Annotated in this window: 21 protein-coding genes; 12 read left to right on the forward strand and 9 right to left on the reverse strand. The window is 72.2% G+C overall.

Annotation, left to right across the window (positions count from 1 at the left end):
* Nucleotides 1-70 precede the first annotated feature (70 nt).
* Complete coding sequence (locus tag C4T78_RS11780) at nucleotides 71-784, forward strand: DJ-1/PfpI family protein (protein WP_093356842.1); 714 nt, start codon at nucleotides 71-73, stop codon at nucleotides 782-784.
* On the opposite strand, the gene C4T78_RS11785 is transcribed toward C4T78_RS11780, so the two are convergent.
* Nucleotides 773-2068 carry a hypothetical protein gene (locus C4T78_RS11785; protein WP_093356844.1) on the reverse strand — a complete coding sequence of 432 codons (1296 nt, stop codon included), beginning with the start codon at nucleotides 2066-2068 and terminating at the stop codon, nucleotides 773-775. The two genes, C4T78_RS11780 and C4T78_RS11785, sit on opposite strands and share 12 nt — an antisense overlap.
* Before the next feature lie 86 nt (nucleotides 2069-2154).
* The gene (locus tag C4T78_RS11790; RefSeq protein ID WP_093356845.1) at nucleotides 2155-2775 is read right to left on the reverse strand and encodes a TetR/AcrR family transcriptional regulator; all 621 of its coding nucleotides are present in this window, start codon (nucleotides 2773-2775) and stop codon (nucleotides 2155-2157) included.
* Between the two features lie 108 nt (nucleotides 2776-2883).
* On the opposite strand from C4T78_RS11790, the gene C4T78_RS11795 reads away from it, so the two are divergent.
* The 4 genes from C4T78_RS11795 to C4T78_RS11810 all read left to right on the forward strand — a co-directional run bounded on the left by C4T78_RS11795 (nucleotide 2884) and on the right by C4T78_RS11810 (nucleotide 5858).
* Entirely contained in the window at nucleotides 2884-3888 is a 1005-nt protein-coding gene (locus tag C4T78_RS11795; protein WP_093356846.1) for an LLM class oxidoreductase, read from the forward strand.
* Nucleotides 3885-4388 carry a flavin reductase family protein gene (locus tag C4T78_RS11800; RefSeq protein ID WP_103908112.1) on the forward strand — a complete coding sequence of 168 codons (504 nt, stop codon included), beginning with the start codon at nucleotides 3885-3887 and terminating at the stop codon, nucleotides 4386-4388. Before C4T78_RS11795 ends, C4T78_RS11800 begins: the two co-directional genes overlap by 4 nt.
* A 382-nt stretch (nucleotides 4389-4770) precedes the next feature.
* The gene (locus tag C4T78_RS11805) at nucleotides 4771-5037 is read left to right on the forward strand and encodes a hypothetical protein (protein ID WP_093356849.1); all 267 of its coding nucleotides are present in this window, start codon (nucleotides 4771-4773) and stop codon (nucleotides 5035-5037) included.
* Between the two features lie 71 nt (nucleotides 5038-5108).
* Nucleotides 5109-5858: an enoyl-CoA hydratase-related protein gene (locus tag C4T78_RS11810; protein ID WP_093356916.1), complete on the forward strand. Its 750-nt coding sequence runs from the start codon at nucleotides 5109-5111 to the stop codon at nucleotides 5856-5858.
* A gap of 14 nt (nucleotides 5859-5872) precedes the next feature.
* On the opposite strand, the gene C4T78_RS11815 is transcribed toward C4T78_RS11810, so the two are convergent.
* On the reverse strand, nucleotides 5873-7267 hold the full coding sequence (locus C4T78_RS11815; RefSeq protein WP_093356850.1) for an MFS transporter: 1395 nt from the start codon (nucleotides 7265-7267) through the stop codon (nucleotides 5873-5875).
* Between the two features lie 419 nt (nucleotides 7268-7686).
* Here C4T78_RS11815 and C4T78_RS11820 point away from each other — a divergent pair, with 419 nt between their 5' ends.
* Genes C4T78_RS11820 through C4T78_RS11845 form a run of 7 tightly spaced genes read left to right on the forward strand, consistent with a single transcriptional unit; the run spans nucleotide 7687 to nucleotide 14148 of the window.
* Nucleotides 7687-8823 (forward strand): protein phosphatase 2C domain-containing protein, encoded by a 1137-nt coding sequence (locus C4T78_RS11820; protein WP_181138257.1) that lies wholly within the window; start codon nucleotides 7687-7689, stop codon nucleotides 8821-8823.
* The gene (locus C4T78_RS11825) at nucleotides 8820-9899 is read left to right on the forward strand and encodes a hypothetical protein (RefSeq protein ID WP_093356853.1); all 1080 of its coding nucleotides are present in this window, start codon (nucleotides 8820-8822) and stop codon (nucleotides 9897-9899) included. Before C4T78_RS11820 ends, C4T78_RS11825 begins: the two co-directional genes overlap by 4 nt.
* A gap of 12 nt (nucleotides 9900-9911) precedes the next feature.
* On the forward strand, nucleotides 9912-10583 hold the full coding sequence (locus C4T78_RS11830; RefSeq protein WP_093356855.1) for a vWA domain-containing protein: 672 nt from the start codon (nucleotides 9912-9914) through the stop codon (nucleotides 10581-10583).
* Between the two features lie 5 nt (nucleotides 10584-10588).
* Complete coding sequence (locus C4T78_RS36370; protein ID WP_177247747.1) at nucleotides 10589-10759, forward strand: hypothetical protein; 171 nt, start codon at nucleotides 10589-10591, stop codon at nucleotides 10757-10759.
* A complete protein-coding gene (locus C4T78_RS11835; protein ID WP_093356856.1) occupies nucleotides 10756-12321 on the forward strand; it encodes an AbeC-like domain-containing protein in 1566 nt (521 codons plus the stop codon). The genes C4T78_RS36370 and C4T78_RS11835 overlap by 4 nt, the downstream gene beginning before the upstream one ends.
* A 3-nt stretch (nucleotides 12322-12324) precedes the next feature.
* On the forward strand, nucleotides 12325-12675 hold the full coding sequence (locus tag C4T78_RS11840) for a hypothetical protein (protein WP_093356857.1): 351 nt from the start codon (nucleotides 12325-12327) through the stop codon (nucleotides 12673-12675).
* 15 nt (nucleotides 12676-12690) lie between these two features.
* Nucleotides 12691-14148 (forward strand): protein kinase domain-containing protein, encoded by a 1458-nt coding sequence (locus C4T78_RS11845; RefSeq protein WP_093356858.1) that lies wholly within the window; start codon nucleotides 12691-12693, stop codon nucleotides 14146-14148.
* Between the two features lie 9 nt (nucleotides 14149-14157).
* On the opposite strand, the gene C4T78_RS11850 is transcribed toward C4T78_RS11845, so the two are convergent.
* From C4T78_RS11850 to C4T78_RS11875, 6 genes are all read right to left on the reverse strand, one after another.
* Entirely contained in the window at nucleotides 14158-14613 is a 456-nt protein-coding gene (locus C4T78_RS11850; RefSeq protein ID WP_093356859.1) for a carboxymuconolactone decarboxylase family protein, read from the reverse strand.
* Entirely contained in the window at nucleotides 14610-16199 is a 1590-nt protein-coding gene (locus C4T78_RS11855) for a class I adenylate-forming enzyme family protein (protein WP_093356861.1), read from the reverse strand. Before C4T78_RS11855 ends, C4T78_RS11850 begins: the two co-directional genes overlap by 4 nt.
* Nucleotides 16196-17842 (reverse strand): CoA transferase, encoded by a 1647-nt coding sequence (locus C4T78_RS11860; protein WP_235863778.1) that lies wholly within the window; start codon nucleotides 17840-17842, stop codon nucleotides 16196-16198. Before C4T78_RS11860 ends, C4T78_RS11855 begins: the two co-directional genes overlap by 4 nt.
* A 5-nt stretch (nucleotides 17843-17847) precedes the next feature.
* Nucleotides 17848-18657 (reverse strand): class I SAM-dependent methyltransferase, encoded by an 810-nt coding sequence (locus C4T78_RS11865; RefSeq protein WP_093356862.1) that lies wholly within the window; start codon nucleotides 18655-18657, stop codon nucleotides 17848-17850.
* Nucleotides 18658-18888: 231 nt separating this feature from the next.
* Nucleotides 18889-20457, reverse strand: coding sequence for a class I adenylate-forming enzyme family protein (locus tag C4T78_RS11870; RefSeq protein WP_093356863.1), 1569 nt, complete (start codon nucleotides 20455-20457; stop codon nucleotides 18889-18891).
* Nucleotides 20458-20468: 11 nt separating this feature from the next.
* Nucleotides 20469-21830, reverse strand: coding sequence for a protoporphyrinogen/coproporphyrinogen oxidase (locus C4T78_RS11875; RefSeq protein ID WP_235863777.1), 1362 nt, complete (start codon nucleotides 21828-21830; stop codon nucleotides 20469-20471).
* Nucleotides 21831-21890: the final 60 nt, after the last annotated feature.

Consider the following 21890-nt stretch of genomic DNA (forward strand, 5'->3'; position numbering starts at 1 on the left):
CGGTGACGCGCATCGCAGGTTTTCGGACACGGCGACGCCGGGAACCCGGCGTGCGCAGCACGATGAGCGCATGGCTGAAGAGAAGACGATCGCGTTCGTGCTCTACCCCGGCTGCACGATCCTCGACCTGGTGGGGCCGCTGCAGGTCCTGTCCATGTTCTCCGCGATGCGGCCGGAGTTCCGCGTCACCGTGGTCGCCGAAGGTCTGGAGACCTGCGGCACCGACACGCCGTTGCAGGTGGGCGCCGACCGCACCTTCGCCGACGTGCCCGCACCGGACGTCGTGGTGGTGCCGGGCGGTGGCACGCCGACGCTGCGCGCGGCGATCCACGAGCCCCTGCTCGCCTACCTGCGCGGCGTCGCGCCCGGTGCCGACCTGGTGGCGTCGGTGTGCACCGGCTCCCTGATCCTGGGCGCCGCAGGCCTGCTGGAAGGACGGCGGGCCACCACGCACTGGGCGGTGCTCGACGTGCTGGCCGAGTTCGGCGCCACCCCGGTCGGCGAGCGCTGGGTGCAGGACGGGCCGGTGCTCACCGCTGCCGGTGTTTCGGCGGGCATCGACATGGCGCTGCACCTGGTCGAGGAGCTGGCCGGGGCGGAGGTGGCGCGGACCGTGCAGTTCGGCATCGAGTACGACCCGGAACCGCCGCACGGCGGGCTGGAGTGGTCCGAGGCGCCGAGGGCGTTGTACGCGACTGTCGCCGAGCAGTGGCTGCAGGAGGGCCTCGGAACGCACCCGCTCGCCGAACGCCTCGCGGCGCGGCTGAACGGGTCAGCCGGCTGAGACCAGCACGATGGCGATCCCGGTGTAGACCACCATGAGCGTGACCATCGGGTACTGCCCGGAGCGCAGGTCGTCCGCGCGCACCACGCGCAACGCGCGGTCGTGCGCGGACACCACGCCGATCACGTGCCCGAGCACGATCGCGCCGACCTGCACCGCCGAGATCACCGCCGGGCCCGGCACCGCGTGGTCGACCGAGGCACCGCTGACGCCGAGCAGGTCCCAGCCCCGGCCGAACGGGTCGGTGGCCAGCAGCCAGCCCAGCTGCCCCTCGAAGACGGCGAACGAGAAGTAGTGCGCCACGCCGTAGCCGACCATGATCGGCACCATCGGGAACGTGAACTCGTCGTCCGCATTGGACACACCTGGGCGCAGGTACGCGCCGGTCGTCCTGATCGCCTCCCGGTAGGCGCGGAAGTTCAGGAGGAGCAGGACCAGCAGCGCCGCGGTGGCGAGCAGCGAGGTGACCGGCTGCCGGAGCAGGCCGGTGAGATCGGTCCACAGCGGCAGCCCGCTGAAGCCGTCGAACATCGCCCCGCCCAGCACCACGAGCACCAGCGCGGTGTGGCCGGGCGCGGCGCGACCGCCGCGCAGTCCGGTCAGCGGATTCCGCAGCACCAACCGCCCAGCGGAGCCGCGGCCGAACGGCGACATCGCGGCGATCAGCCCGGAGTAGATCTCGAAGGAGTCCGCCTGCGCGAACCACCGCGGCCCGAACAGCGTGCCGCCGATCGCGTGCACCACGACGTAGATCGTCGCGAAAACCGCGACAGCGCGCGGTGAACCCGGGTGCGCGGAAGCAAGTTCCAACCACAGGAACGCGATCATCCCGCCGACCGCCACCACGTTGCCCGCGGCATCGGAGCGCAACTCGCGCCGCACGCCGCGCGGCAGGCAGCGGCGGAGGATCGCGGCCAGCGGGCGCACCGGGTTCACCAGCCGCCAGAACGGGCCGAAGAGCAGCGAGGCGGGGATCAGGCCGACCCAGAACCACACGTAGAACCAGACCGGCGCCGGGTTGTGCGAATCGTCGGCGCCGAACCACGCCACCGCCAGCAGCACGCCGAGCGCGATCAGGCCCGCGATCCTCAGCAGCGCGCGAGTGATCCGAGCGTCTGCCAGGCCCGCCAGTGGAAGCGGCACTTCGCGCCCGGCGCGCGGCTTCGGCCTCAGCGCGGAGACCGCGAAGAAGGCGATCAGCACCGCTGCCGCCGCGGCGTAGAGCGCCAGCCAGAGCGGCACCGGCAAGTCCGATCGCTCGCCGAGCCCGTGCGCCAAGTTCATAGCCGTCCCTCTCCCGTCGCCTGCCGAAGAGCAGACGAGGGAGATCGGCCATGTGTGACAGCCGCGTCCACAGCGGACCGGCGGGACTACTCCGCGCCGGTCGATCGCTCCTGCAGGCGCACGAGCTGGGCCAGGTGCTGGGCGGCCGTGCGCAGCGGCTGGTCGCTGGCCGACACGCGGCACAGCAGCTCGGCGCCTTCCATCGTGCTGATGATCGTGCACGCCAGCGCGCGGGCGGGTTCCTCCGCGATGCCACCGGAGGTGAGCTTGTTCGCGAGCAGGCTCTGCCAGTGCTGCAGCGACTCGTCGGAGGCGCGCTGGATTTCCGGCGAAGCGCCGATCGTCTCCAGCGCCGCCGCCGCGACGGGACAGCCGTCGGTCCACTCCGACTCGCGCAGGCTGTCGGCGAGCAGGAGGGCGCAGGCCGCTACCGCGTCGGCGGGATCCGGTGTGCTGTCCAGGCCTGATCGGAGCAGCTCGGTGAACTCCTCCGCGCCGTAGCGCAGGGCCTCGGCGGCGAGCTGCTCCTTGCCGCCCGGGAAGAAGTGGTACACCGAGCCCGGCGTGACCCCGGCTTCCGCGCCGATCCGCTTGATCGAGGTGCCCTCGTAGCCCTGGCGCTGCAGGAACAGGGCGGTGGCACGCACGATCCGGGTTCGGGTGTCGACGACCTCGGCCGCCTCGGTCTTCTTCGCCTGCGCTCGCACCCCGCCAGCCTACTCGATTGAACGTTCACTCCAGAAGATCCCGGTTGAACGTTCATTCAAGAGGGCGCTAGGCTCCCGGTTGAACGTTCGTTCAAGTGGAGGTTTCCCATGCCTGAAACAGACCTGCTGGCCGAGCACCCCGGGTTCCGGACCATGTTCGCGCCCGGCGAGCTGACGGTCGGGCTATTCCTGCCGCTGTGGCCCTACACCGGCGACATGGCGGGGATGGCCGGGCAGGGCGAGGCGATCCGGCAGGCCGACGAGGCCGGGTTCGCGGCCATCTGGGTGCGCGATGTCCCGCTGTTCGACCCCGGATTCGGCGACGTCGGACAGGTCTACGACCCCTGGACCTACCTGGCCTGGCTGGCCGCGCACACCCGCAAGGCCGCGCTGGCCGCGGGCAGCGCCATCTTCTCGCTGCGCCACCCGATCGACCTGGCCAAGCAGGCGGCGTCCCTGGACCACCTCTCCGGCGGCCGGCTGGTGCTGGGCATCGCCTCCGGCGACCGCCCGGTCGAGTTCCCCGCCTACGGCGTCGACTTCGAGTCGCGAGGCGCGCGCTACCGGGAAGCGGTGCAGATGTTCCGGACGCTGCTGGAGTCGACCAAACCCACGATCTCCTCGCCGCTGGGCCAGCTGCGCGGCAGCGCCGACCTGCTGCCCAAGCCCGTCACCGGGCGGATCCCGCTGCTGGTCACGGGCTCCTCCCGGCAGACACCGGAATGGATCGCCGAGCACTCCGACGGCTGGCTGGTCTACCCCGGCGCGGCCAACGCCGCGGGCGCGACCGAGCTCGGTCGGCGGGTCGCGGCCTGGCGCGAGCTCGTGCCCGGCGGGCAGTTCAAGCCGGTGGCCACCAACGAGTGGATCGACCTGGTGGAAGACCCGAAGCACCCGCCGACCCCGCTGCGCGGCGGCTTCGTGCTGCAGACCGGCACCGAAGGCCTGCTGGACATGCTGCACCGCTGGCAGGAGGCGGGGATCAACCACGGTGCGCTCGGCGTTCAGCACGGCAGGCGCCCGGCGGCGGAGGCCGTCGCGCAGCTGGCCGAGGAGGTCGTGCCGCACTTCCCGGCGCTGGCCGCGCCCGCGCCGAAGGACCCGGTCTGGTGACACCGCAGCCCGCAGCCGTGGACGGGGAGGTGTTCCGGCAGGCGATGCGCCGCCTGCCGACCGGCGTCGCCGTCCTCACCACCCGAGGCCCGCACGGCATGACGATCAACTCCGCGCTGTCGGTCTCGCTGGATCCGCCGCTCCTGCTCGTGGCGATCGGGCACCGCACCCGCACGCACGGCCTGCTGGCGCACGCCGAGTCGTTCACCGTGAACGTCCTCGGGGCCGGTCAGCGCGCGCTGGCGGCGCGCTTCGCCGGGCGGCGGGCGGTGGGCGAGTTCGGCGGCGTGGACTGGCACCCCTCCCCCGTCACCGGAGATCCGGTGCTGGTGGGCAGCCCGGTCAGCATCGACTGCCGGATCGACCGGCGTATCGAGGCCGCGGACCACACCCTGTTCCTCGGCGCCGTCCGCCACGTGCACAGCACCGGAGGCGCCAGCGATCCGCTGGTCTTCGCCGACCGCGACTACCGGCGGCTGGCGGAGGAGCCGGTGCCATGACGGTCCCGCCGCCGCGATTCACAGCGGCAGTTGCGTTTCGGAATTGATCTCACGTTTCGCTGTTTCTCGTGGCTGGGTTGCGCCGCGGCCCCCTGCGGTGCGGCTGAGCGGAACTCGCGCCCGTGACGCAGGGGACCGCGGCAACGCCTGGGAGCCGAGCCGCCCGGTGTGCAGCTGAGCCACCGGGAGCACTCCGGCCGGCGGGGCCAGCGTGCACGGCCAACCGGATCGGGGTGCACCGCCGGGGACGTGGGTGACGTCCACGTCCCCGGGACTACTCAGGGGGCGGGAGCCGCGTGATTGAGTAGTTCAGCCCGTCCGCCGGAACAGTGGCGCCCGTCACAGTGGAGGCGGCTCACGAGGCATTCGACGGATCGGGGTCTTGACCATGTTCCCTCTGCAGCAACAGCCCGAGGTGCCGCTGGTGTCCTGTCTCCTGGACGAGCTCGACCGCCGCGCCAAACTCGCCGAGCTCTGCATGAACCACGCGCTCGAACAGCAGCGTTGGGACCTGGTGCGGCGGCACCGCCGCGAAGTGCTCGTCGTCCAGGCCGAGATCCGCCGCAGGCTGGACGCGCTGGAGGACTCCCCCGGCCACGTCGGCACCCGACTGGGTGAGCGAAGGGGCGACGCCGTCGGCTTCTGCTGATCCCGCCAGCACCTAGAATCCCGGCTTGACCGCCTGCGGTGACCGACAGCGCCGAGCCGAGGAGCGAGATCGTGGCAGTGCGAGTGGAACGGGAGGGCGCGGTCCAAGTCCTCACCATGGACCGGCCGGAGCGGCGCAACGCCTTCGACGGCGCGATGACCCAGGCCCTCGACGCGGCGCTGAACGAGTTCGAGGACGACGACTCGGTGCGCGCGGCCGTGCTCACCGGCGGCCCGGACTTCTTCTCCGCCGGCACCGACATCCGCGTCTGGGCCGGTGAGCCCACCGAGCGCGGCGGCCCGTACGGGATCGCCAAGCGCCGGCTGGGCAAGCCGCTGATCGCCGCGGTCGAAGGCGCAGCCGTCGGCGGCGGGTTCGAGATCGCGCTGGCCAGCACGATGATCGTCGCTTCGCGAACGGCGTACTTCTCGTTCCCGGAGACCGGCCTCGGGCTGGTCGCCGAGTGCGGCGGCCTGTTCCGGGCTCCGCGCGCGCTCCCACTGAACGTGGCCAGGGAAATGCTGCTCACCGGTGAGCAGCTGCCCGCCCAGCGCGCCTACGACCTGGGCCTGGTCAACCGCCTGACCGAACCCGGCGCGGCGGTCGCCGAAGCCCTCGCCATCGCCGAGCGGATCGCCGGTCACGCTCCGATCGCCGTCCGCGAGACCCTGCGCGCGGTCGAAGCCGCCTACCCCGCCAACGACGACCGCCGCTGGATCGACACCGCCACCGCCAAGGAAGGCGCCAGGGCATCGGCCGACGCGGCCGAAGGCGTCGCCGCCTTCCTGGCCAAGCGACCGCCGCGCTGGAGCGGCCGCTGAGCACAGCGGACCGATCACCGGGTGAGCTCCTCCAGCGAGCGGGACCTGCTCTCCGGGCCGAAGACCAGCACGATCACCGCGGCGAGCGCGAAGAGCGCGGCGAAGGCGACGAAAGTTCCCGTGTAGCCCCACATTCCGACGATCAGCGGTACCGAGATGGGCGCCACGACCGCCGCGGCCCGGCCCAGGGTCTGCGAGGTGCCGACGCCGGTCGCGCGTACCTCGGTCGGGAAGAGCTCGGGCGTGTAGGTGTTCAGGGCGGTGGCGATGCTCTGCAGGCCCATCTGCATCACCGCGCCGAAGGCGACGACCACCCAGAACCCGGTGGCGTAGCCGTAAGCGAGCGCGCCGGCGGTCACCAGGACAAGGGCAGCGGCGAGCGTGAGCTTGCGCCCGATGCGGTCCATGAGCCGGCCCGCCAGGTAGATCGACGGCAGCGCGGCCAGGCCCATCAGCGCACCGGCCGCGATCGAGCTCGCGACGCTCATCCCCCGGTCCACCAGCAACTTCCCCACCCAGGTGCTGATGCCGAAGAACGGGAGCATCACCATCAGCCACATCGCCCACCCGAACGCGGTGCGGCGCAGGTTGCCCCGGCTGAACAGCGCTCTGAACCCGGGCTCGGCGGGCGGTGCCGGCTCTTCGGCGACGCGAGGTCCGGGATCGGGCAGCGGCGCCCCGTGCGCGGCCTCGACCTGCTGCTCGAACCGGCTCATGGCGGCATCGGCCCGCGCGCGGTCGCCGCGGCTTTCGTACCAGCGCGGCGATTCCGGGAAGCTGCGGCGGACGTACAGCGCCAGTCCGGCGACGGCGAACATGACGCCGAACATCAGCCGCCACCCCAGACTCGGGCCCGCGGCCGACACCACGCCCCACGCGATGAAGTTCGACACCACCACCCCGAACGCGCCGAGGATGACCAGCTGGCTGTTGGCCCGGGCCCGGCGCGCCGCCGGGACGAACTCGGCGAGCAGCGTGAAGGCCACCGGCAATTCGGCGCCCAGCCCGATGCCGGTGATCAACCGCAGGACGACGAAAGACCCCATGTCCCAGGCGAAAGCCGTCAGCAGGCTGGCGACGCCCCAGACGAACATGCTGGTGACCAGCACCGTCCGCCGCCCGACCCGGTCGGCGATCGCGCCCGCCGCGGTGGCCCCGACCGCCATGCCGACGAACACCGAGCCGGCCACGAGCCCGGCCTGCGCACCGGTCAGCCCCAGGTCCTGGCTCACCGGCGCGAGCAGGAACGACTGCATGCTGAGGTCGACGGCGTCCACCAGGTAGCACAGCGCGAGGACCCGGACCAGCTTCTTCTGGTAGCCCGTGAAGGGCAGCCGCTCGAAGCGGTCGCCGATCGAAACGCCAGGCGCCTCGTTCGGCGCCCCGCTTCGCGAGGGGAAGGATGTCACGGTCCGCACCTTTCGTCGTTCGGACGTTGTCCCGCTGGTCGGGCAGAAGCGATGCGCGAGCTCATCGCCGAGTATCGGGGCCCGGCGCGGTCGATCTCGATCGCGGTGCGGCAGCGGATGTGCCGTCGTTCCTCCAGGTCCGGTCGGCTCGACGGGGAAACCGGTGCCGCACGACGGCCCAACCGATCTGCCCGAACGGACCAGCCGGTCTGCCCCCGCGGGCGAACCCGGATGCCTCGCACCGCGGCAGACGCCCTCGTCAGCCACCGACCACAGTGGACTCGCACGGGATGACGAGCAGGCGCCGAACCGATTAGGCCGAATGAAGGAACATCGCGAAAGACGCACTCGGCCGCCGATGGCCGTCCACTACCATGTGATCTTCATCTCGTGGGGATCAGATGCGGACTGGGACGAGAATGGGCCGAACCATCAGGATGTCTCGCGCCTGGTCGGCGGTGCTGGTGATCGGCGCGGCCCTCCTCGAGCTGTACTTCCTCCCGGAGCAGTGGCTCTTCCGGCTGGTCGTCGCCGTGCTGGCGCTGTCCGGGGCGATCCTGGGCGGGCTCGCCCTGTGGGGCGGTTCCGGCAAGGTCCGGGAGATCGTGGTGCCCGAGCGGATTCCCCCTGCACCGCAACCACCACCGCCGCGAGCCCCGGTGCGCGAGCAGCCGCCAGTGCACGTCCCGGACGGCCCGGCACCACCGAAGTTCGGCAGGGGCTCGAAGGCCCAGGCGCTCCCGTGGCTGCTGCCCGCGCACGCGGTCTACCCCGGGATCGCCGCGGACGAGGCGCAGCTCGGCGACCTCGCGGTGCGCGCGGCGTCCGTCGTCGGGCCGGGGCACCGCTGCGAGGAGCCCGTGGTGCCCCGCCAGGACGCCTACCGGCTCGGCCGGGACGACGACGGGCGGTACCTCATCGCCGCGGTCGCCGACGGGGTGTCCAGCAGTCGGTCGGCGGAGCTGGGCGCGACCGTGGCCGTCAGCGCGGCCATCACCGTGCTGCGCGAACGGCTGAACACCGCCCGGGACCTCGAAACCCCGGCCGCGGCGGAGATCTTCAGCGCAGTGGCCGCGCGGATGACGGACACCGCCACGTCCCGGAACCTGCGCGACTCCGACGTCTGCGCGGCCCTGGTGCTCGCCGTGATCCCGGCTCACCCGGCTCCCGGCGAGCGGGAGATGTGGGTCGCGTGGGTTGGGGACGCATCGGTGTGGACGCTGCGGGACGGCGCGTGGTCCTTCGCGGCAGGCGACGACAAGCGCACCACCGACGGCGTGGAGTCCAACGCGCTGGCGCACGTCCTCCCGGACAACCCGATGACGGTCGCCAGCAGGAGGATCCAGCTGCGCACCGGCGACGTGGTGGCGCTGATGACCGACGGTGTCGGTGACGCGCTGGCCACGCTGGGCGAAGCGAACCGGTACTTCGCGAGGAAGTGGGCCGCTCCGCCGTCGGCGACCTCGTTCGCCGACGACGTCGGCTACGACGCGGAGCGGTTCATCGACGACCGCACCGCGGTGACGGTCTGGGTGGGCGCCCGGGAGGAGCGATGACGAGCTCCTGGCCGCTGTCCACCGTGATCGGCCTCGACGAGCTGGCACCGCTGCGGCGGACGATCAGCGACGGAGCGGGCCAGAGCACCGGCATCCACCCCATCGGCGACCACCCCGGCTGGCTGGCCAAGCTCTACCGGACGCCCGGCGGTCACGACGAGGTGACCCGGCTGGACGAGCTCATCGCGCTGCCCGGGACCATCGGCGCCGACGACGCCGCGACGCTGCGCACCAGCACGTCCTGGCCGGTGGCCCGCATCACCGACGGGGATCAGCCGGTGCACGGGTGCGTGATCCCGGCCGCACCGGACAGATTCCGCCAGGGCGGCGACGGGGAGTTCCGCGAGATCGACACGCTGGCCCGGACGGCCGACTCGTTCGCGCGGCACGGCCTCCGGGCGCCGAGCAGAGCCGACCGGCTCCGGATCTGCCGGAACCTGGTGCGCGTGGCGGAGGTGCTCGAGCGCCACGGGCTCGTCTACTCCGACTGGTCCTACTCCAACGCCTTCTGGTGCCACGACGACGCATCGGTGTTCGTCATCGACATCGACGGGTGCGGCACCGGCTCGGTCCCCAACATCGCCCAGCCCAACTGGGACGACCCGCTCACACCGCGCCCGGCCGAGGCCGACGCCTGCACCGACCGGTTCCGCGTGGCGCTGCTCGTCACCCGCTGCCTCACCGGGCAACGGGAAATGACCGCGGCGCTCAACGATCTGGCCGAGTCGGACGGGCTGGGAAACCGCGGGTTGCGGGAGGTCCTGCTGGACATGCTGCTCAGCGAGGACCGCGAGCGGCGGCCCTCGCTGACCGAGCTCGGCACCGTCCTCGCCGGCGGCCTGTACGCCCGCTTCGGGTCGCCTCCGGCGCGCAACCCGATCCCGGAGCGGCCCGCGCCACCACCTCCGGTCACCGTCGTGAGCGCCACTCCGGGGACGAACGTCGACTGGAAGACCCCTGCCGCGACACCGAGCGCGAGCAACGGCGGGCCGCAGCGGGAAACCCTGTTCCTCGGCATCTTCTTCGGAGTGGTGGTGCTGCTGCTCCTGATCGTGATCATCGCGAACAACGCGTAGGAGGAGACGTCCATGGCCGAAGGCCCGTACACGATGAAGCAGAAGTGCCTGCCGACCTACGTCGTGATCGACGCCTCCTACTCGATGACGCCGTACCAGGACACCCTGAACCAGACGCTCGCGCGGCTGCACCGGAAGCTGGCGGGCAGCCCCCGGGTCTCCGAGTTCGCGCTCATGTCGATCATCGCGTTCTCCTCGTCGGCTCAGGTCGTGATCGAGATGACCGACATGGAGAAGATCCCGGTCATGCCCGACGTGGTGTGCAACGGCAAGACCGACTACCGCGCGGCTTTCGACCTGGTGCGCAGGCGGATCGACGTGGACGTCCCGGCGCTCAACGCGCAGGGCAAGGCGGTGCTGCGGCCCGCGATGTTCTTCCTCACCGACGGCCAGCCCACCGAGCCGGGCTGGGAGGCGGCCTTCCGCGAGCTGGTGGACCCGGCCTGGAAGCGCCATCCGCACGTGATCACCTACGGGTTCGGCTCGGTGCAGAGCGAGGTGCTGAGCAAGGTCGCCACCAAGGCCGCCTTCTACGCCGAGCCGGGCACGCGCAACGACGAAGCACTCGGCCAGGCGATCAACAGCCTGCTGAACTCGCTGGTCGCCTCCTCCCGCAGCGAGGAGATGCAGATCCCGACCGTGGCCGAGGGATACCGGACCATCCCCGTCGAGTACATGGACTGATGCCGATGACCAGCTGGGACCGCTCCGCCGTGCTGCTCGGCGCGGCATCGGTCTGCGTGGCGGCCGCGGCGGTCGTGTCGATCGCCGCGCGGCTGCCCGCCACCGAGGAACCGCCGCCCGCGCGCGAAGTGCAGCAGCACGCGCCGCAAGCTCCCGACACGGAGGTGACCAGGTGAAGTGCCATCACTGCGGCCTCGACAACGACCCCAACTTCCTGCTGTGCGCGCACTGCGGTCACAAGCGGGTCATCGACCTCTCCGGTGGCGCGCAGCCGACCACCACCGCACCCGGCACGACGCCGAGTGCCGCGGCCGGGCCCGGCGCGACCGGTACCGACGCGACGCGCTACCTCTGCGCCGCCCTCCAGCTGGACGCGGGGCTCAACGACAAGGCCCTCCAGAAGGTCCTCGACGAGCAGTACCGGGCGGTGGTGTCCTCCCCCGGAGTCGACCTCGCCACGGTGCTCAAGTACGGGCTGGCCGCGCGACGGCGGCAGCGGATCCGCGACGTGCTGATCGTGCTCCTCGCACTGATCGGGCTCGGGTTGCTGTTCAGCGAGGAGCCGCAGTGGTTCGCGCTGGCGCTCTTCGCCGGGTGGGCGGTCATGTTCATCGAAACCCTCTCGGCCCGCTACGGGTTCCTCTCCGCGCAGCTGCGGCGCGACACCTTCGACCCGGCGAACGCACCCGTGCCGAGCAACCGGCACACCGCGACGCGGCTGGCTGAGATAGCGGACCAGGACCGGGGAAATCTCACGGTCTTCGCCGACTACGCACCGTTCGCCGGCTACGGGGGCACCGTCGACACCTGGTCGTTCACCCTCAACGTGGCCAAAGCCGTGGAGGGCGAAGACGTCGTCGAGTTCACCGTGCAGGAGTTGCACGACTTCATCGCGAGCTCGGTCCGCGATCTCGGCCTGCCCGGCGTGCTGGTCGAGGACCGGGTGTTCGTCAGCGGCCTCGACCTGCTGCACGAGCTCGAACCGCCGGTGCGGCAGGCCATCCTGCCCGATGAACTGGCCGCCCCGGCCTCGCACGTCGACGACGCTCTGCTCGCACGGCTGCGCGAGGATCCCGAGTGCCGGGCCCGCCCGTACCTGACCGTGCGCGTGACCGGCTGGAACGGCGATCTGGTCGTGACGATGTTCCTGCGGTTCGTGCTGTCGTCGCAGAAGGACCTGCTGTTCGTCGAGGCCAACTACTCGCTGCTGCCGCCGGTGAAGCGGCGCTACCAGCAGATCGACCAGCTGCTGCGCAGCCCGACGGCCAGGCAGTTGGGCCGGCTCGCGGCGCTGAGCCTGGTCAAGATCGTGCCGGCCGTCTTCGAGGGCGTGCAGCGCATTCTGGGGATTCTCGGCTCGCCGCTGGCGCAGATCTTCAAGTCCCTGCGCGAGCGGCGCGAGATCACGCAGGAGCGGACCTTCAACTACGGGGCGACGATGAGCCTGCGCGAAGCCGCCGCCGACAACCGCTACCACCGGTACTTCCAGCAGCTCGACAAGGAGATGTACGCCAAGCTCGCCGAGCGCCGGGTGATGGACTCGCTGGAGCGGTTCCTGGCCGACCACAACGTCGACACCAGCGATCTCAACGAGCGCCAGACGACGATCCTGAACAACGGCGTGTACGTGACGGGGCAGGGGAAGCTGAACGCGATGAGCGTCGCCGCGGGCAACAACGCGATCGCCAGGACGGTCCAGGCCGTCCGGAACGCGGCACCGAACAACCGGCAGGGGTGAGCGATGGGCGACAACTACGGGATCCAGATCGGCGGCTCGGGCCGCCTCCGGGCCGAGTCGGTGGCCGCCGGTGAAGGGGCGCAGGCCTTTTCCACGGGCGGCTCGGAGGAACTGCGGGAGCAGGTGCGCGCGCTGCTCGCGGCACTGCGGAGCGCGCGCGACGACGGCGAGCTCGACAGCGACGACGTGCTGGCCGACGCCGAACTGCTCGACGCGGAGGTCAACGACGACAGCCCCGACAAGTCGAAGGTCCTGGGGCTGCTGAGCAGGCTCTCATCCGCCGTGGCGCAGTTCGGCGACCTCGCCACCGCGGTGCGGACCGCGCGGGACGCCGTGGATTCGTTGTCGGCCTGACCGGGAAGGGGCAGCATGGCGCATCAGGCGGAGCCGGGCGATCTCGTCGGTGGGCGCTACCGGCTCGTGCTCGGCTCCGGCCACCGCTGGCGCGCACGAGCCGAGGACAGCGGCGCGGAGGTGTCCCTGGAGCGGATCCGGTTTTCCTCGGCGGAGGAAGCGGCCGAGTACGCCGCCCGGTTCGAGCGGGAGCGCACCGAACGCGAACAGCACCAGGCCGCCGCGCTGCGCGCCTGCCCCGACCTCGTCTTCGTCGATGACCTGATCGCCGACGACGACGTCCTGTGGTCGGTGACCCGGCTGGTCGAGGGCCGCACGCTCACCGAGGACGTGTCGGCCTACGGGCCGATGGCGACCGAGACCGTCAGAACGATCGCCCGTGATCTCCTGAAAGCACTCGCGGCCGCGCACGGAGCCGGGATCGTGCACGGCGCGCTCTCCCCCGCAGCCGTGCGGCTGACCGGCGATGGCAAGGCGCTGCTCACCGGCTTCGGCACATCCGCCGACGAGCAGGCCTACCGCGCGCCGGAGCAGGACCACGAGCAGCACGGAGATCTCTTCTCGCTCGGCGCGACGCTGCACTTCGCGCTCACCGGCGCACCACCCGCGCCTCCCGGCAGCGACATGGGTGTGCTCAGACCGCTGATCGCACGGCTGCTCGCCGAAGATCCGCGGCAGCGGCCGACCGCGGCCGAAGCACTGGCGCTGCTCGAACCCCCTCCGGCTCCGGCCCATCACATCGCACCGCCGGCAGCCGGCCCGGCCCCGCCGAAGCCGTACTCGGTGGCGCCCGTGGTGGGTCTCGTCCTGGTCGTCGGCATGCTCATCGCGGTCATCATCGGCCTCGGCCGGTCCGAGTCCTCCAGCGACGCGGGCTCCGATTCGAGTGCGGAGAGCACCTACAGCGAAGAGGAGACCACCAGCTACGACGAGACCAGCGACTACGAAACGAGCGAGGAGGAGACCACCGACGCGGAGGAGACCACTCCGGAGTACGACCCCACGGAGGAGGCGTTCGAGGAAGTCGAGGCCGGGCAGTGCCTTCCGATCTACCGGGACACCGACGGTGAGTGGGTCCCACCGGAGCCGCCGGGCCCGGTCGCGTGCAACGAGCGCCACGCCGGCGTGTTCCTGGTCGTGAGCACCACCATGAGCGCCGACGACTGCGAGTCCACATCGGACGACTACACCTGGTGGAGCTACGCGGGGAGTTCGGGCACGACGACGCTGTGCCTGGACCGGGTCTGGGTGCCGCGATACTGCATCCCGGTCACGTTCAACAGCGACGACACCTTCTACTACGGCAAGGACTACACCGTCGAGTGCAACGGCAGCGACCTTCCCGAGGGATACGACAGCACCCTCCTCGTCGTCAGCGTCCGCGGCGCCTCGGAAGGCTGCCCCCACAGCCCCAGCTGGTCCTTCATCGCGGACGAGGGCAGCAGCCGGGTGTGCCTGGCACGTCCGGCGTAGCCCGGCGCATCACGCGGTGGGCACCATCGAGATCGCCAGCCGGTTGTAGGTGTTGATCAGAGAGACCGTCCACACCAGGCAGACGATCTGGTCGCGGTCGAAGTGCTCGGTCGCCGGGAGGTAGTCCGCGTCGGGCACTCCGCCGCTGAGCCGGGTGATCGATTCGGCCAGCCGCAGCGCGGCCCGCTCCGCCCCGGTGAAGTGCTCCGACTCCGCCCAGTTCGCCAGCTCGCGCAACCGGAGTTCGGACTCCCCGCCCTCGAGCGCCTGCTTGGAGTGCAGCTGCTGGCAGTACCCGCAGCCGTTGATCTGCGAGGCGCGCAGCCGCACCAGCTCGATCAGCCGGGCGTCCAGTCCCGCCTGCCGGGCGAGGTCCTCGGCGTCGCGGTTGAGCTGGTACAGCGCGGTGAACGTCGTCGGCGTCGTGCCGCCGATGTCGAACCGGAGGCTGGTCACATCTGTCATCGTGCGGTCTCCTTCTCGAGTTCGGCCGCCATGGCGGTGACCGTGCGGCGGCACACCTTGCCGGTCGGGGCCAGCGGTAGTTCCGGGAGCCTGAGCAGGTATTCCGGCAGTTTGCGCGGTTCCAGACCGCGCTCGGTGGCCAGGAAGTCGGTGATGTCGGCCAGCGTGAGCTCCGGTGCGGCCGCCGCCTGGCTGATGCACGCGCACATCCGCTCGCCCAGGTCCGCGTCCGGCACCGGGACGCACGCCACGTCCACGATCGCGGGGTGCGCGCTGAGCTCGCGCTCGACCTCCGCCGGGCTGATCTGGTAACCGCCCCGGGACACCACCTGCTTCAGCCTGCCGAGCACGTGCAGCCTGCCGTGCCGGTCGAAGGTGCCGAGGTCACCGCTGCGCACCCAGCCGTCCGCGGTGCGGTAGCGGGCGTCGAGCTCGGCGTCGGCGACGTAGCTCAGCGGTGTCATCGGGCCCCGCGCCCAGATCTCCCCGGCCGGCGCGTCGGCCCCGTGCTCGTCGACGATGCGGATGTCGGCGACCGCGGGATCCGGCGTGCCGGTTCCGGGCACCTCGCCGGTCCTGGCGGTGTGGCAGTTGATGCCGTCCGACGAACCGTAGATGGTGATCACCTGGCAACCGAAGCGCTGCCGGCAGGCGGCGGCCGTCACCTCGGGCAGCGGCGCGCCGCTGGACACGACGGCCTGGAGGCTGGAGAGGTCCTCCTCCGGCGCTGCGGGCTGCTCGGCCAGCCGCCGCAGCATGGTCGGCACTCCGAACAGGTGCGACGGGCGGTGCCGCGCGACCACGCGCAGCACCTCGGCCGCGTCGAAGCGGTCGGCCAGGATCAGCGTGGAGCCGAGCGCGGCGAGGCTCACCACCGCGCACGAACCGTAGGACGTCGCCGTCTTCACCAGCAGGAGGCCGCGCATCGGGTCGTCACCGCGGTGCAGGGCGCGGACGTAGTTCGCCCGGCCGCCGCCCATCGCGTTGTGCGAGTAGGCGATCATCTTCGGTTCCGCCTGCGAACCGGAGGTCACCAGGATGCGCGCCGGGGCCTCGGGGTCGATCGGCGACGGCTCCCAGCTGTGCTCGTACGGGGCTTCGTCCAGCGATCCCGAGCCGAAGGTGAAGACTTCGCGCAGGTGCGGCAGTTCGGCGGCCACCGCGGCATCCTCCTGGTCGGCGAAGATCGCCCCGGTGGCGCGGGAGCGGCCGAGCAAACTCCTTGTGTCGCGGCTGCCCGGCCCCGCCGGGTACGGGAGCGCGACCGCGCCGACGGCCACGACCGCGAGTTCGGCCACGAGCGCGCGCCAGCCGTTGGGCAGCCTGATCCCGACGATGTCACCGGGCCCGAGCCCCGCGCCGGACAGTGCGGCGGCGATCCGGCGCACCTCGCGGTCCAGCCCGGCGTAGTCGAGCGTGCGCTCGTCGTCGATGACCGCTTCCCGCCCGGGGTGGGCGCGGACGCGTTCGCGCAGCAGCGCGTAGAGGTCGCGGTCCGGGCAGTCGCCGCGCTCGACCCACCGGCGGCGCAGGTCCGCGGGCACCAGGTCGCGGATCTCGATGCCGTTGCGGGAAATCCAGGTCACGAGAACTCCCAGGGAGCGAGCGGGAAGGCGTGGGTGTCGCGGCCGAGCGCGGCGGCGAAGCGCGGGTCGGCGGCCAGCTCGCGCAGATCGGTGCACACCGGCGTCACCACGGCCTCCGCCGCGGAGAGCTCCGCTGCCCAGAAGCCGCTGGGCCGCTGCCGCAGGCGCTCCGGGATGCTGTCCGGTGCGGTTCCCAGAACCGCGGCGAGCCGCTCCGGATCCGTCCCGGACAGCACGGCGTAGCCGTCCGAAGTCCGCACCGGCTGATCCAGCACCGGGCGTCGCGGTGACCGGGGTACGACACCGGCGCTGGAGAACAGCGAGCTGTCCACCCGCACTCCCTCCCCGGTGCGCTGCCGGTGCAGCAGCGCGGCCAGGACGCCCATCGCGCTCACCGCGCCACCGAGCACGTCGGTCAACGTCATCAACGACGGCGCACTCGGTTCGTCCGCGGGCTGCACGGCGGCGGCCAGCCCGCTGTGCGCCTGCACCAGGAAATCCGTGCCCACCGGCGGTTCCGGCCACCGCAAGGGTTCCCAGCCCGACGACCACGCGTAGACCAGGCCGGGGCTGACCCGGGCCAGGTCCTCGGCGTCGAGGGCCAGCTGCGCGGCCTTGCCCGGCGCCCAGTTGTGCACGAAAGCGTCCGCGTCGGCGACGAGTTCGCACAGCTCGCGACGACCGCTCGGGCTCTTGACGTCCAGCTCGACGATTCGCTTGCCGTCGTTGAGCGCCCGGAACCGCGCCGAGCAGTCGCCGGACATCGGCGGAACGCCGCGCATCGCGTCGCCGCCCGGCGGTTCGACCCGGATGACCTCAGCACCCAGCATCCGCAGCAGGTGCCCGACCAGCGGCCCCTGGATCCGCCTGGTGGACTCCACCACGACGATGCCGTCCAGCGGTGCCGCACCGCGCCGCTCCGCGAACCGCGCCGTGCCCGGCAGAGCGCGGAACGCGCACGCGGGCACCTCGGCGGGCGGAGCCGGATCGTCCCGCACCGGCAGCACGCTCACCCCGGTGAACGCGGCCACCGACGCCACGGTTCGGTAGTCCACCTCTCGCAACGCCCGGTGCAGCGGCTCCGGCAGATTCGCCGCAGCGGTCGCGAAGCGCTGCTGGAACGGCCACCAGCCGTCGGCGACGGCACCCGAATCCGCGCCCAGCTCCGCCCAGAACCGGAGCCAGCCCTCGGCGTGCAGCACTTCCAGCTCGAAGCGGACGCCGTCCCGGCTGGTGAACGGCGGGCGCCCACCGGCCTGCCAGGTCTCGACCCAGTCGTCGTCGGTGGTGGCGACCGCGAGGTACTGCTGCACGGACAGCAGCGCGGCCTCCGCCACCGAAGTCCGCACGGAGGTCAATCGCGCCCCGCGTGCCCGCGCCAGTGACGCGGCCAGAACGCCTTGCGCCGCGAGCACTCCGGCCAAGGTGCCGGCGTAGTCGACGCCGAGGCGCCGCGGACGGCCCGCGGCACGCCCGTGGACGTGCATGATCCCGCACGCGGCCTGCACGGCCTGCTCATCGGGCAGCTCGCGCTCGACCGGCCCGGCCCAGTCGATGTCGCACGCCAGCGGTTCGGGATCTCCGGGCAGGGCCCGCAGCTGTTCGGCCGCGACGCGGGCCGCCACCTCCGGCCCCGTCCGCACCGCCGTCAACGGTGCTGTTCCTTCCGGCCCTGCACCGAGTAGATGACGCTGGAGGACGCGCGGAAGGACGGATCGCGCATCACCTCGCGGACCGCGTGCAGCTCATCGCCGGTCATGCCGACCGACAGCAGCCCGTCCCACAGGTGGTAGGTGTGGTGCAGCTGGAGACCGATGTCGGGTGAGCCCGCGTGCCGCGGCCGGGCGCTGGGCAGCGGGTCGACGTCGACGAGCCCGGCGGCGCGCATCGCGCGGGCCACCTTCCGCCCCCAGGACGGGTCGCCGCCGTTGCGGCGCATGAGCTCGCTCTTGGCCGCGAGGAACTTCTCGTACAGCCGCGCGGATTCGTCGTCGGGCGCGAGCAGCACCGGCTCGTAGGAGGTGTCGAACTCGTCGATCTGCAGCCAGCCGCCGGGCTTGAGGGCCCGGACGAGCTTGGCCAGCACCGCGTCCCGCTCGGCGAGGTGCTGCAGGACGAGGCGGGCCACGATCAGGTCGAAGTGGTCCTCCGGCAGCGGATCGGCGGTGATGTCGTGCTCCGCGGTGGACATGTTCGGATGTGCCGGGATGTCGGTCAGCTTCACGTCGGTGGCCAGCACGCTCCCGGTCGGCCCGACCCGGTCGGCGAGCCACCGCGCCACGCTCCCGCCGCCGCAGCCCACCTCCAGGCAGTGCCAGCCCTCGCCGACGCCGGTGGCGGCGAGCCGCTCGGTCGTCAGCGGGTCGTACGCGGCGGCCAGGCACCGGTGCTGCTCGCCGCTGTGCGGGTTGTGGTTGTCGAAGACGTAGCCGCCGGGGGCGGTCCGGACGTGCGTCACTGCAGTTCCCCTCAGAGCTTGGTGGTCAATGGCTTGCTCGGGTGGTCGCTTGGCGGAACCTGAGTGCTTCCCCGGACTGCGGGCGCCCCTCCTGGTGCATGAACGAATGCACGGCGGAGGGGCCGTCCTCGCCAGGAAAGCGCTCAGAACCCGCGGGTGGTCGCCCTGCGTACGTACTCAAAGCGGCTGCCGCCGCTTGCAAAGGCGAGGACGGCCACGCCGGCAGTGCCCTCAAGTCCATCGGCCGGTGCCGCACGTGGCGGTGCTGCCGGTCAGCTGTTCGCGCAGGTCCATGCGGCGCACCTTGGCGGTGCCGGTGCGGGGCACTTCGTCCCAGCGCAACGACACCGGCTCCCGCATCCGCGGCAGTCGCCGGGACGCGCGCCGCCACGCGGCGGGTGAAAGGGTCCCGTCGGCGGTGATGATCACGGGCAGCGGTGGCTTCCCCGGTTCGGCGAGCAGCACGCACTCCAGCGCTTCCGGCAACCGGTCCTCGAGGGCGTCCTCGATCTCCAGGCAGCTGCCGTCGGGCGTGCGGTCGACCTCGCGGTCCAGCAGCCGCACGCTGCCGTCCCACCGGCGAACGCCGAGGTCGCCGGTGATCCACCACTCGCCCACCTGCTTGTCCGCCCAGCGCTGGGTCTCGCCGAGGTAGTCCAGGCAGCGGGCCGCGGTGCGGGCCAGCACGAGCCCGGGCCGCCCGGGGCGCACCGGGCGGAAGGTGTCCGGATCGACCAGCCGCAGCCGGGTCTTGACCGGGATCGGGCGTCCGACGTCGTGCGCCGCCTGGCGGCGGGCCAGCGACCGGCGGGTGTGGAAGCGGAAGGTGAGCGGCCCGGTCTCGGTCTGCCCCCAGCCGTCCATCCACAGCGGGTTCCGCTGCCGGCTGGCGGTCAGGTAGGCGCGGATCGTCGGCGGGTGCACCGCGTCGTAGGTGCTGATGTAGAGCCTGACCCGGCGGAACGGGTTGTCGAGGCGTTCGGTCAGCGGCCGGAACCGCACGTAGGACGCGGGCAGGCCCTCCATGATCGTGGGCGGGTGCGCTCGCAGCACCGGGTCGGCGCGGTTCGGGTCCTGGCCGGTCAGGATCACGACCTCGCGAGGCGCCATGCTCATCACCACGGCGGTCCAGCAGAACGTGCGGCCGTGCGCGTAGGAGCTGGCGGTGGCCACGACGTCATCGCCCCGGACGCCGATCTTGGGCATCCGCCGCGCCTCGAACCGGGCCAGCTCGCCGATGATCGTGCGGGTCGAGTGGACCACGAGCTTCGGCACGCCGGTGGTGCCGGAGGTGTGGTCGATCACCAGCGGCTCGTCCTCGCCGCGCCGCTGCGGAGCCGGCACCCGGCCCCCGCGCACCTGATCGAGGTGCACCGCGCCGGGCGCCGCGACGTCCGAGGTCACCGTGACGCGGGCGAGGGAGGTCAGGTCGGTTCCCGCCGCGCGGCACCGCTCCAGCTGACCGGCGGTGGTCATCAGCACCGCAGGTGAGAGTCGTTCGAGCAGGATCGCCAACGCCTCCGGGGACAGCTGGGCGGACAGCTGCGCAGGCACCGCACCGACCCGCGTCGCGGCGCAGGCGAGCAGGTCGTAGTCCCAGTGGTTGTCCTTCAGGATCGCCACCCGGTCACCGCGCCCCGCACCGGCGGCCGACAGCCAGCCGGCGGCGTCGCGGACGAGCCCGGCCAGCGCCGCCGCGCCGTACTCCGTGCCCCCGTCCGGGGCGATGTCGAACGGCCGGTCCAGGTGCACGGTGGTGGCGGTGCGGCGCGCGGCGCACTCGTCGAAGAGCACACCCATGTCATGCGGTCTCAACGGGAGTTCTCCAGGTCCTCGGTCCGGATCGGCAGGCGCTTGCTGAACACCGGTCGCACCAGCGGGCGGAGCCTGCTGAGGACTCGCGACGCGGCGAGCGCTCCGGCGCGCACCGCGCCTTCGCTCGCCGGGCGCAGCATGACCCAGTCACCCGCGTAGTCGACCGGGCCGACCGGGCGGGCCATGAACCGGGCCCGCCGGTGCACTGCGGCCGGGGAGGCCTCGGGCAGCCCGAAGCGGTGGCGGTGCACGAAGTTCTGCCGGTTGACCGCCTCGAAGCCCGGGAGGTAGCGCGGCACCGCACGGGTCAGCCGGTCGATGATCTCCGCGTCCGGGGCCGACAGCAGGTCCGGGATCGTCGCGGCGTTGGCCATCAGCGTCAGCAGGCCCTTGCCCGCCGGTGCCCGGCCGGGGTGCTTCTCGTGGTCGAGCACGATCGCCGACAGCACCTGTTCCTCCACCGCGGGCGTGAGCAGCACGTACGGCCGGTCGCCGCCGGGCACGGACAGCGGCGCGTCCAGCAGGCAGCTCACCTTCAGCGCCGGGGTGAAGCTGCACGCGGCGAGGAACTCGGCTTCTTCCGCCGGTGGGTTCGCGTGCAGCTCGGCGGCGACGGGAGCCGGTACGCACAGCAGCACCGAGCGGGCGGTGACCACGTCCTCACCGGTCTGCAGGCGGGCGCCGCCGTCGTCGGCGATGACCTGGTGCACCTGCTGCCGGGTCGCGACGTCCAGCTCGGCGGCCAGCAGGCGGGCCGGCGTGTCCATGCCGTCGCGGTAGGTGCACCAGGTGCCCGCGGTGCCCACCGACAGCAGCAGGTTCACCATGACCGCCGCCGACGATCGCTCCGTGTTCCAGCCGAAGAAGCTCCCGGCGACCGGCTGGAAGAGGTAGTCGTGCAGGTCCGGGTGGTAGCGGCGGGCGAAGTCGGCGACGGTCTCGGCGGCCAGCAGGCTGCGCTCGGGTCGGTCGTCGTCGAAGTCCCCGCGGTGCCGGAACGCCCACGCCTGGAAGCGGATCAGGTCGAGGTGCGCGCGGCAGGACAGGCCGGCGCCGCTGAGCAGCGCGCGCGCCTCGGCGACTCCGGCGTGCGCCTGCCCGTCGCGCCAGACCGCCAGCGGCCGTCCGATGCGCGGCACCTCGTCCTCGGTCAGCCCGAGCCGGGAGATCAGCTCCCAGGTCGCCCGGTAGCCGCTCGGGGAGATCTGCTCGGCCCCGGTGTCGATGGTCCAGCCGTCGTGACGCGCGCTGGTCATCCGCCCGCCGACCTGCGGCGCGGCTTCGAACACCCGCACCGACAGACCGGCCCGCCGCAGTTCGTGCGCCGCCGTCAGCCCGGCGAGACCGGCGCCGACCACCGCGACGTCCAGGTCTGTCCCGCCTCTCCGCGATTCACTGTGGTGGTCGCGTTCGGGACT

The sequence above is a fragment of the Saccharopolyspora kobensis genome (genome assembly GCF_900108315.1).
In the GTDB taxonomy this organism is placed as follows: Bacteria; Actinomycetota; Actinomycetes; order Mycobacteriales; family Pseudonocardiaceae; genus Saccharopolyspora; species Saccharopolyspora kobensis.

Coding starts and splice junctions, on each gene's coding strand:
- C4T78_RS36370 (WP_177247747.1), top strand. CDS start 10,589: ATGACCAGCTGGGACCGCTCCGCCGTGCTGCTCGGCGCGGCATCGGTC.
- C4T78_RS11850 (WP_093356859.1), bottom strand. CDS start 14,613: ATGACAGATGTGACCAGCCTCCGGTTCGACATCGGCGGCACGACGCCG.
- C4T78_RS11780 (WP_093356842.1), top strand. CDS start 71: ATGGCTGAAGAGAAGACGATCGCGTTCGTGCTCTACCCCGGCTGCACG.
- C4T78_RS11785 (WP_093356844.1), bottom strand. CDS start 2,068: ATGAACTTGGCGCACGGGCTCGGCGAGCGATCGGACTTGCCGGTGCCG.
- C4T78_RS11845 (WP_093356858.1), top strand. CDS start 12,691: ATGGCGCATCAGGCGGAGCCGGGCGATCTCGTCGGTGGGCGCTACCGG.
- C4T78_RS11820 (WP_181138257.1), top strand. CDS start 7,687: ATGGGCCGAACCATCAGGATGTCTCGCGCCTGGTCGGCGGTGCTGGTG.
- C4T78_RS11825 (WP_093356853.1), top strand. CDS start 8,820: ATGACGAGCTCCTGGCCGCTGTCCACCGTGATCGGCCTCGACGAGCTG.
- C4T78_RS11840 (WP_093356857.1), top strand. CDS start 12,325: ATGGGCGACAACTACGGGATCCAGATCGGCGGCTCGGGCCGCCTCCGG.
- C4T78_RS11830 (WP_093356855.1), top strand. CDS start 9,912: ATGGCCGAAGGCCCGTACACGATGAAGCAGAAGTGCCTGCCGACCTAC.
- C4T78_RS11870 (WP_093356863.1), bottom strand. CDS start 20,457: ATGGGTGTGCTCTTCGACGAGTGCGCCGCGCGCCGCACCGCCACCACC.
- C4T78_RS11795 (WP_093356846.1), top strand. CDS start 2,884: ATGCCTGAAACAGACCTGCTGGCCGAGCACCCCGGGTTCCGGACCATG.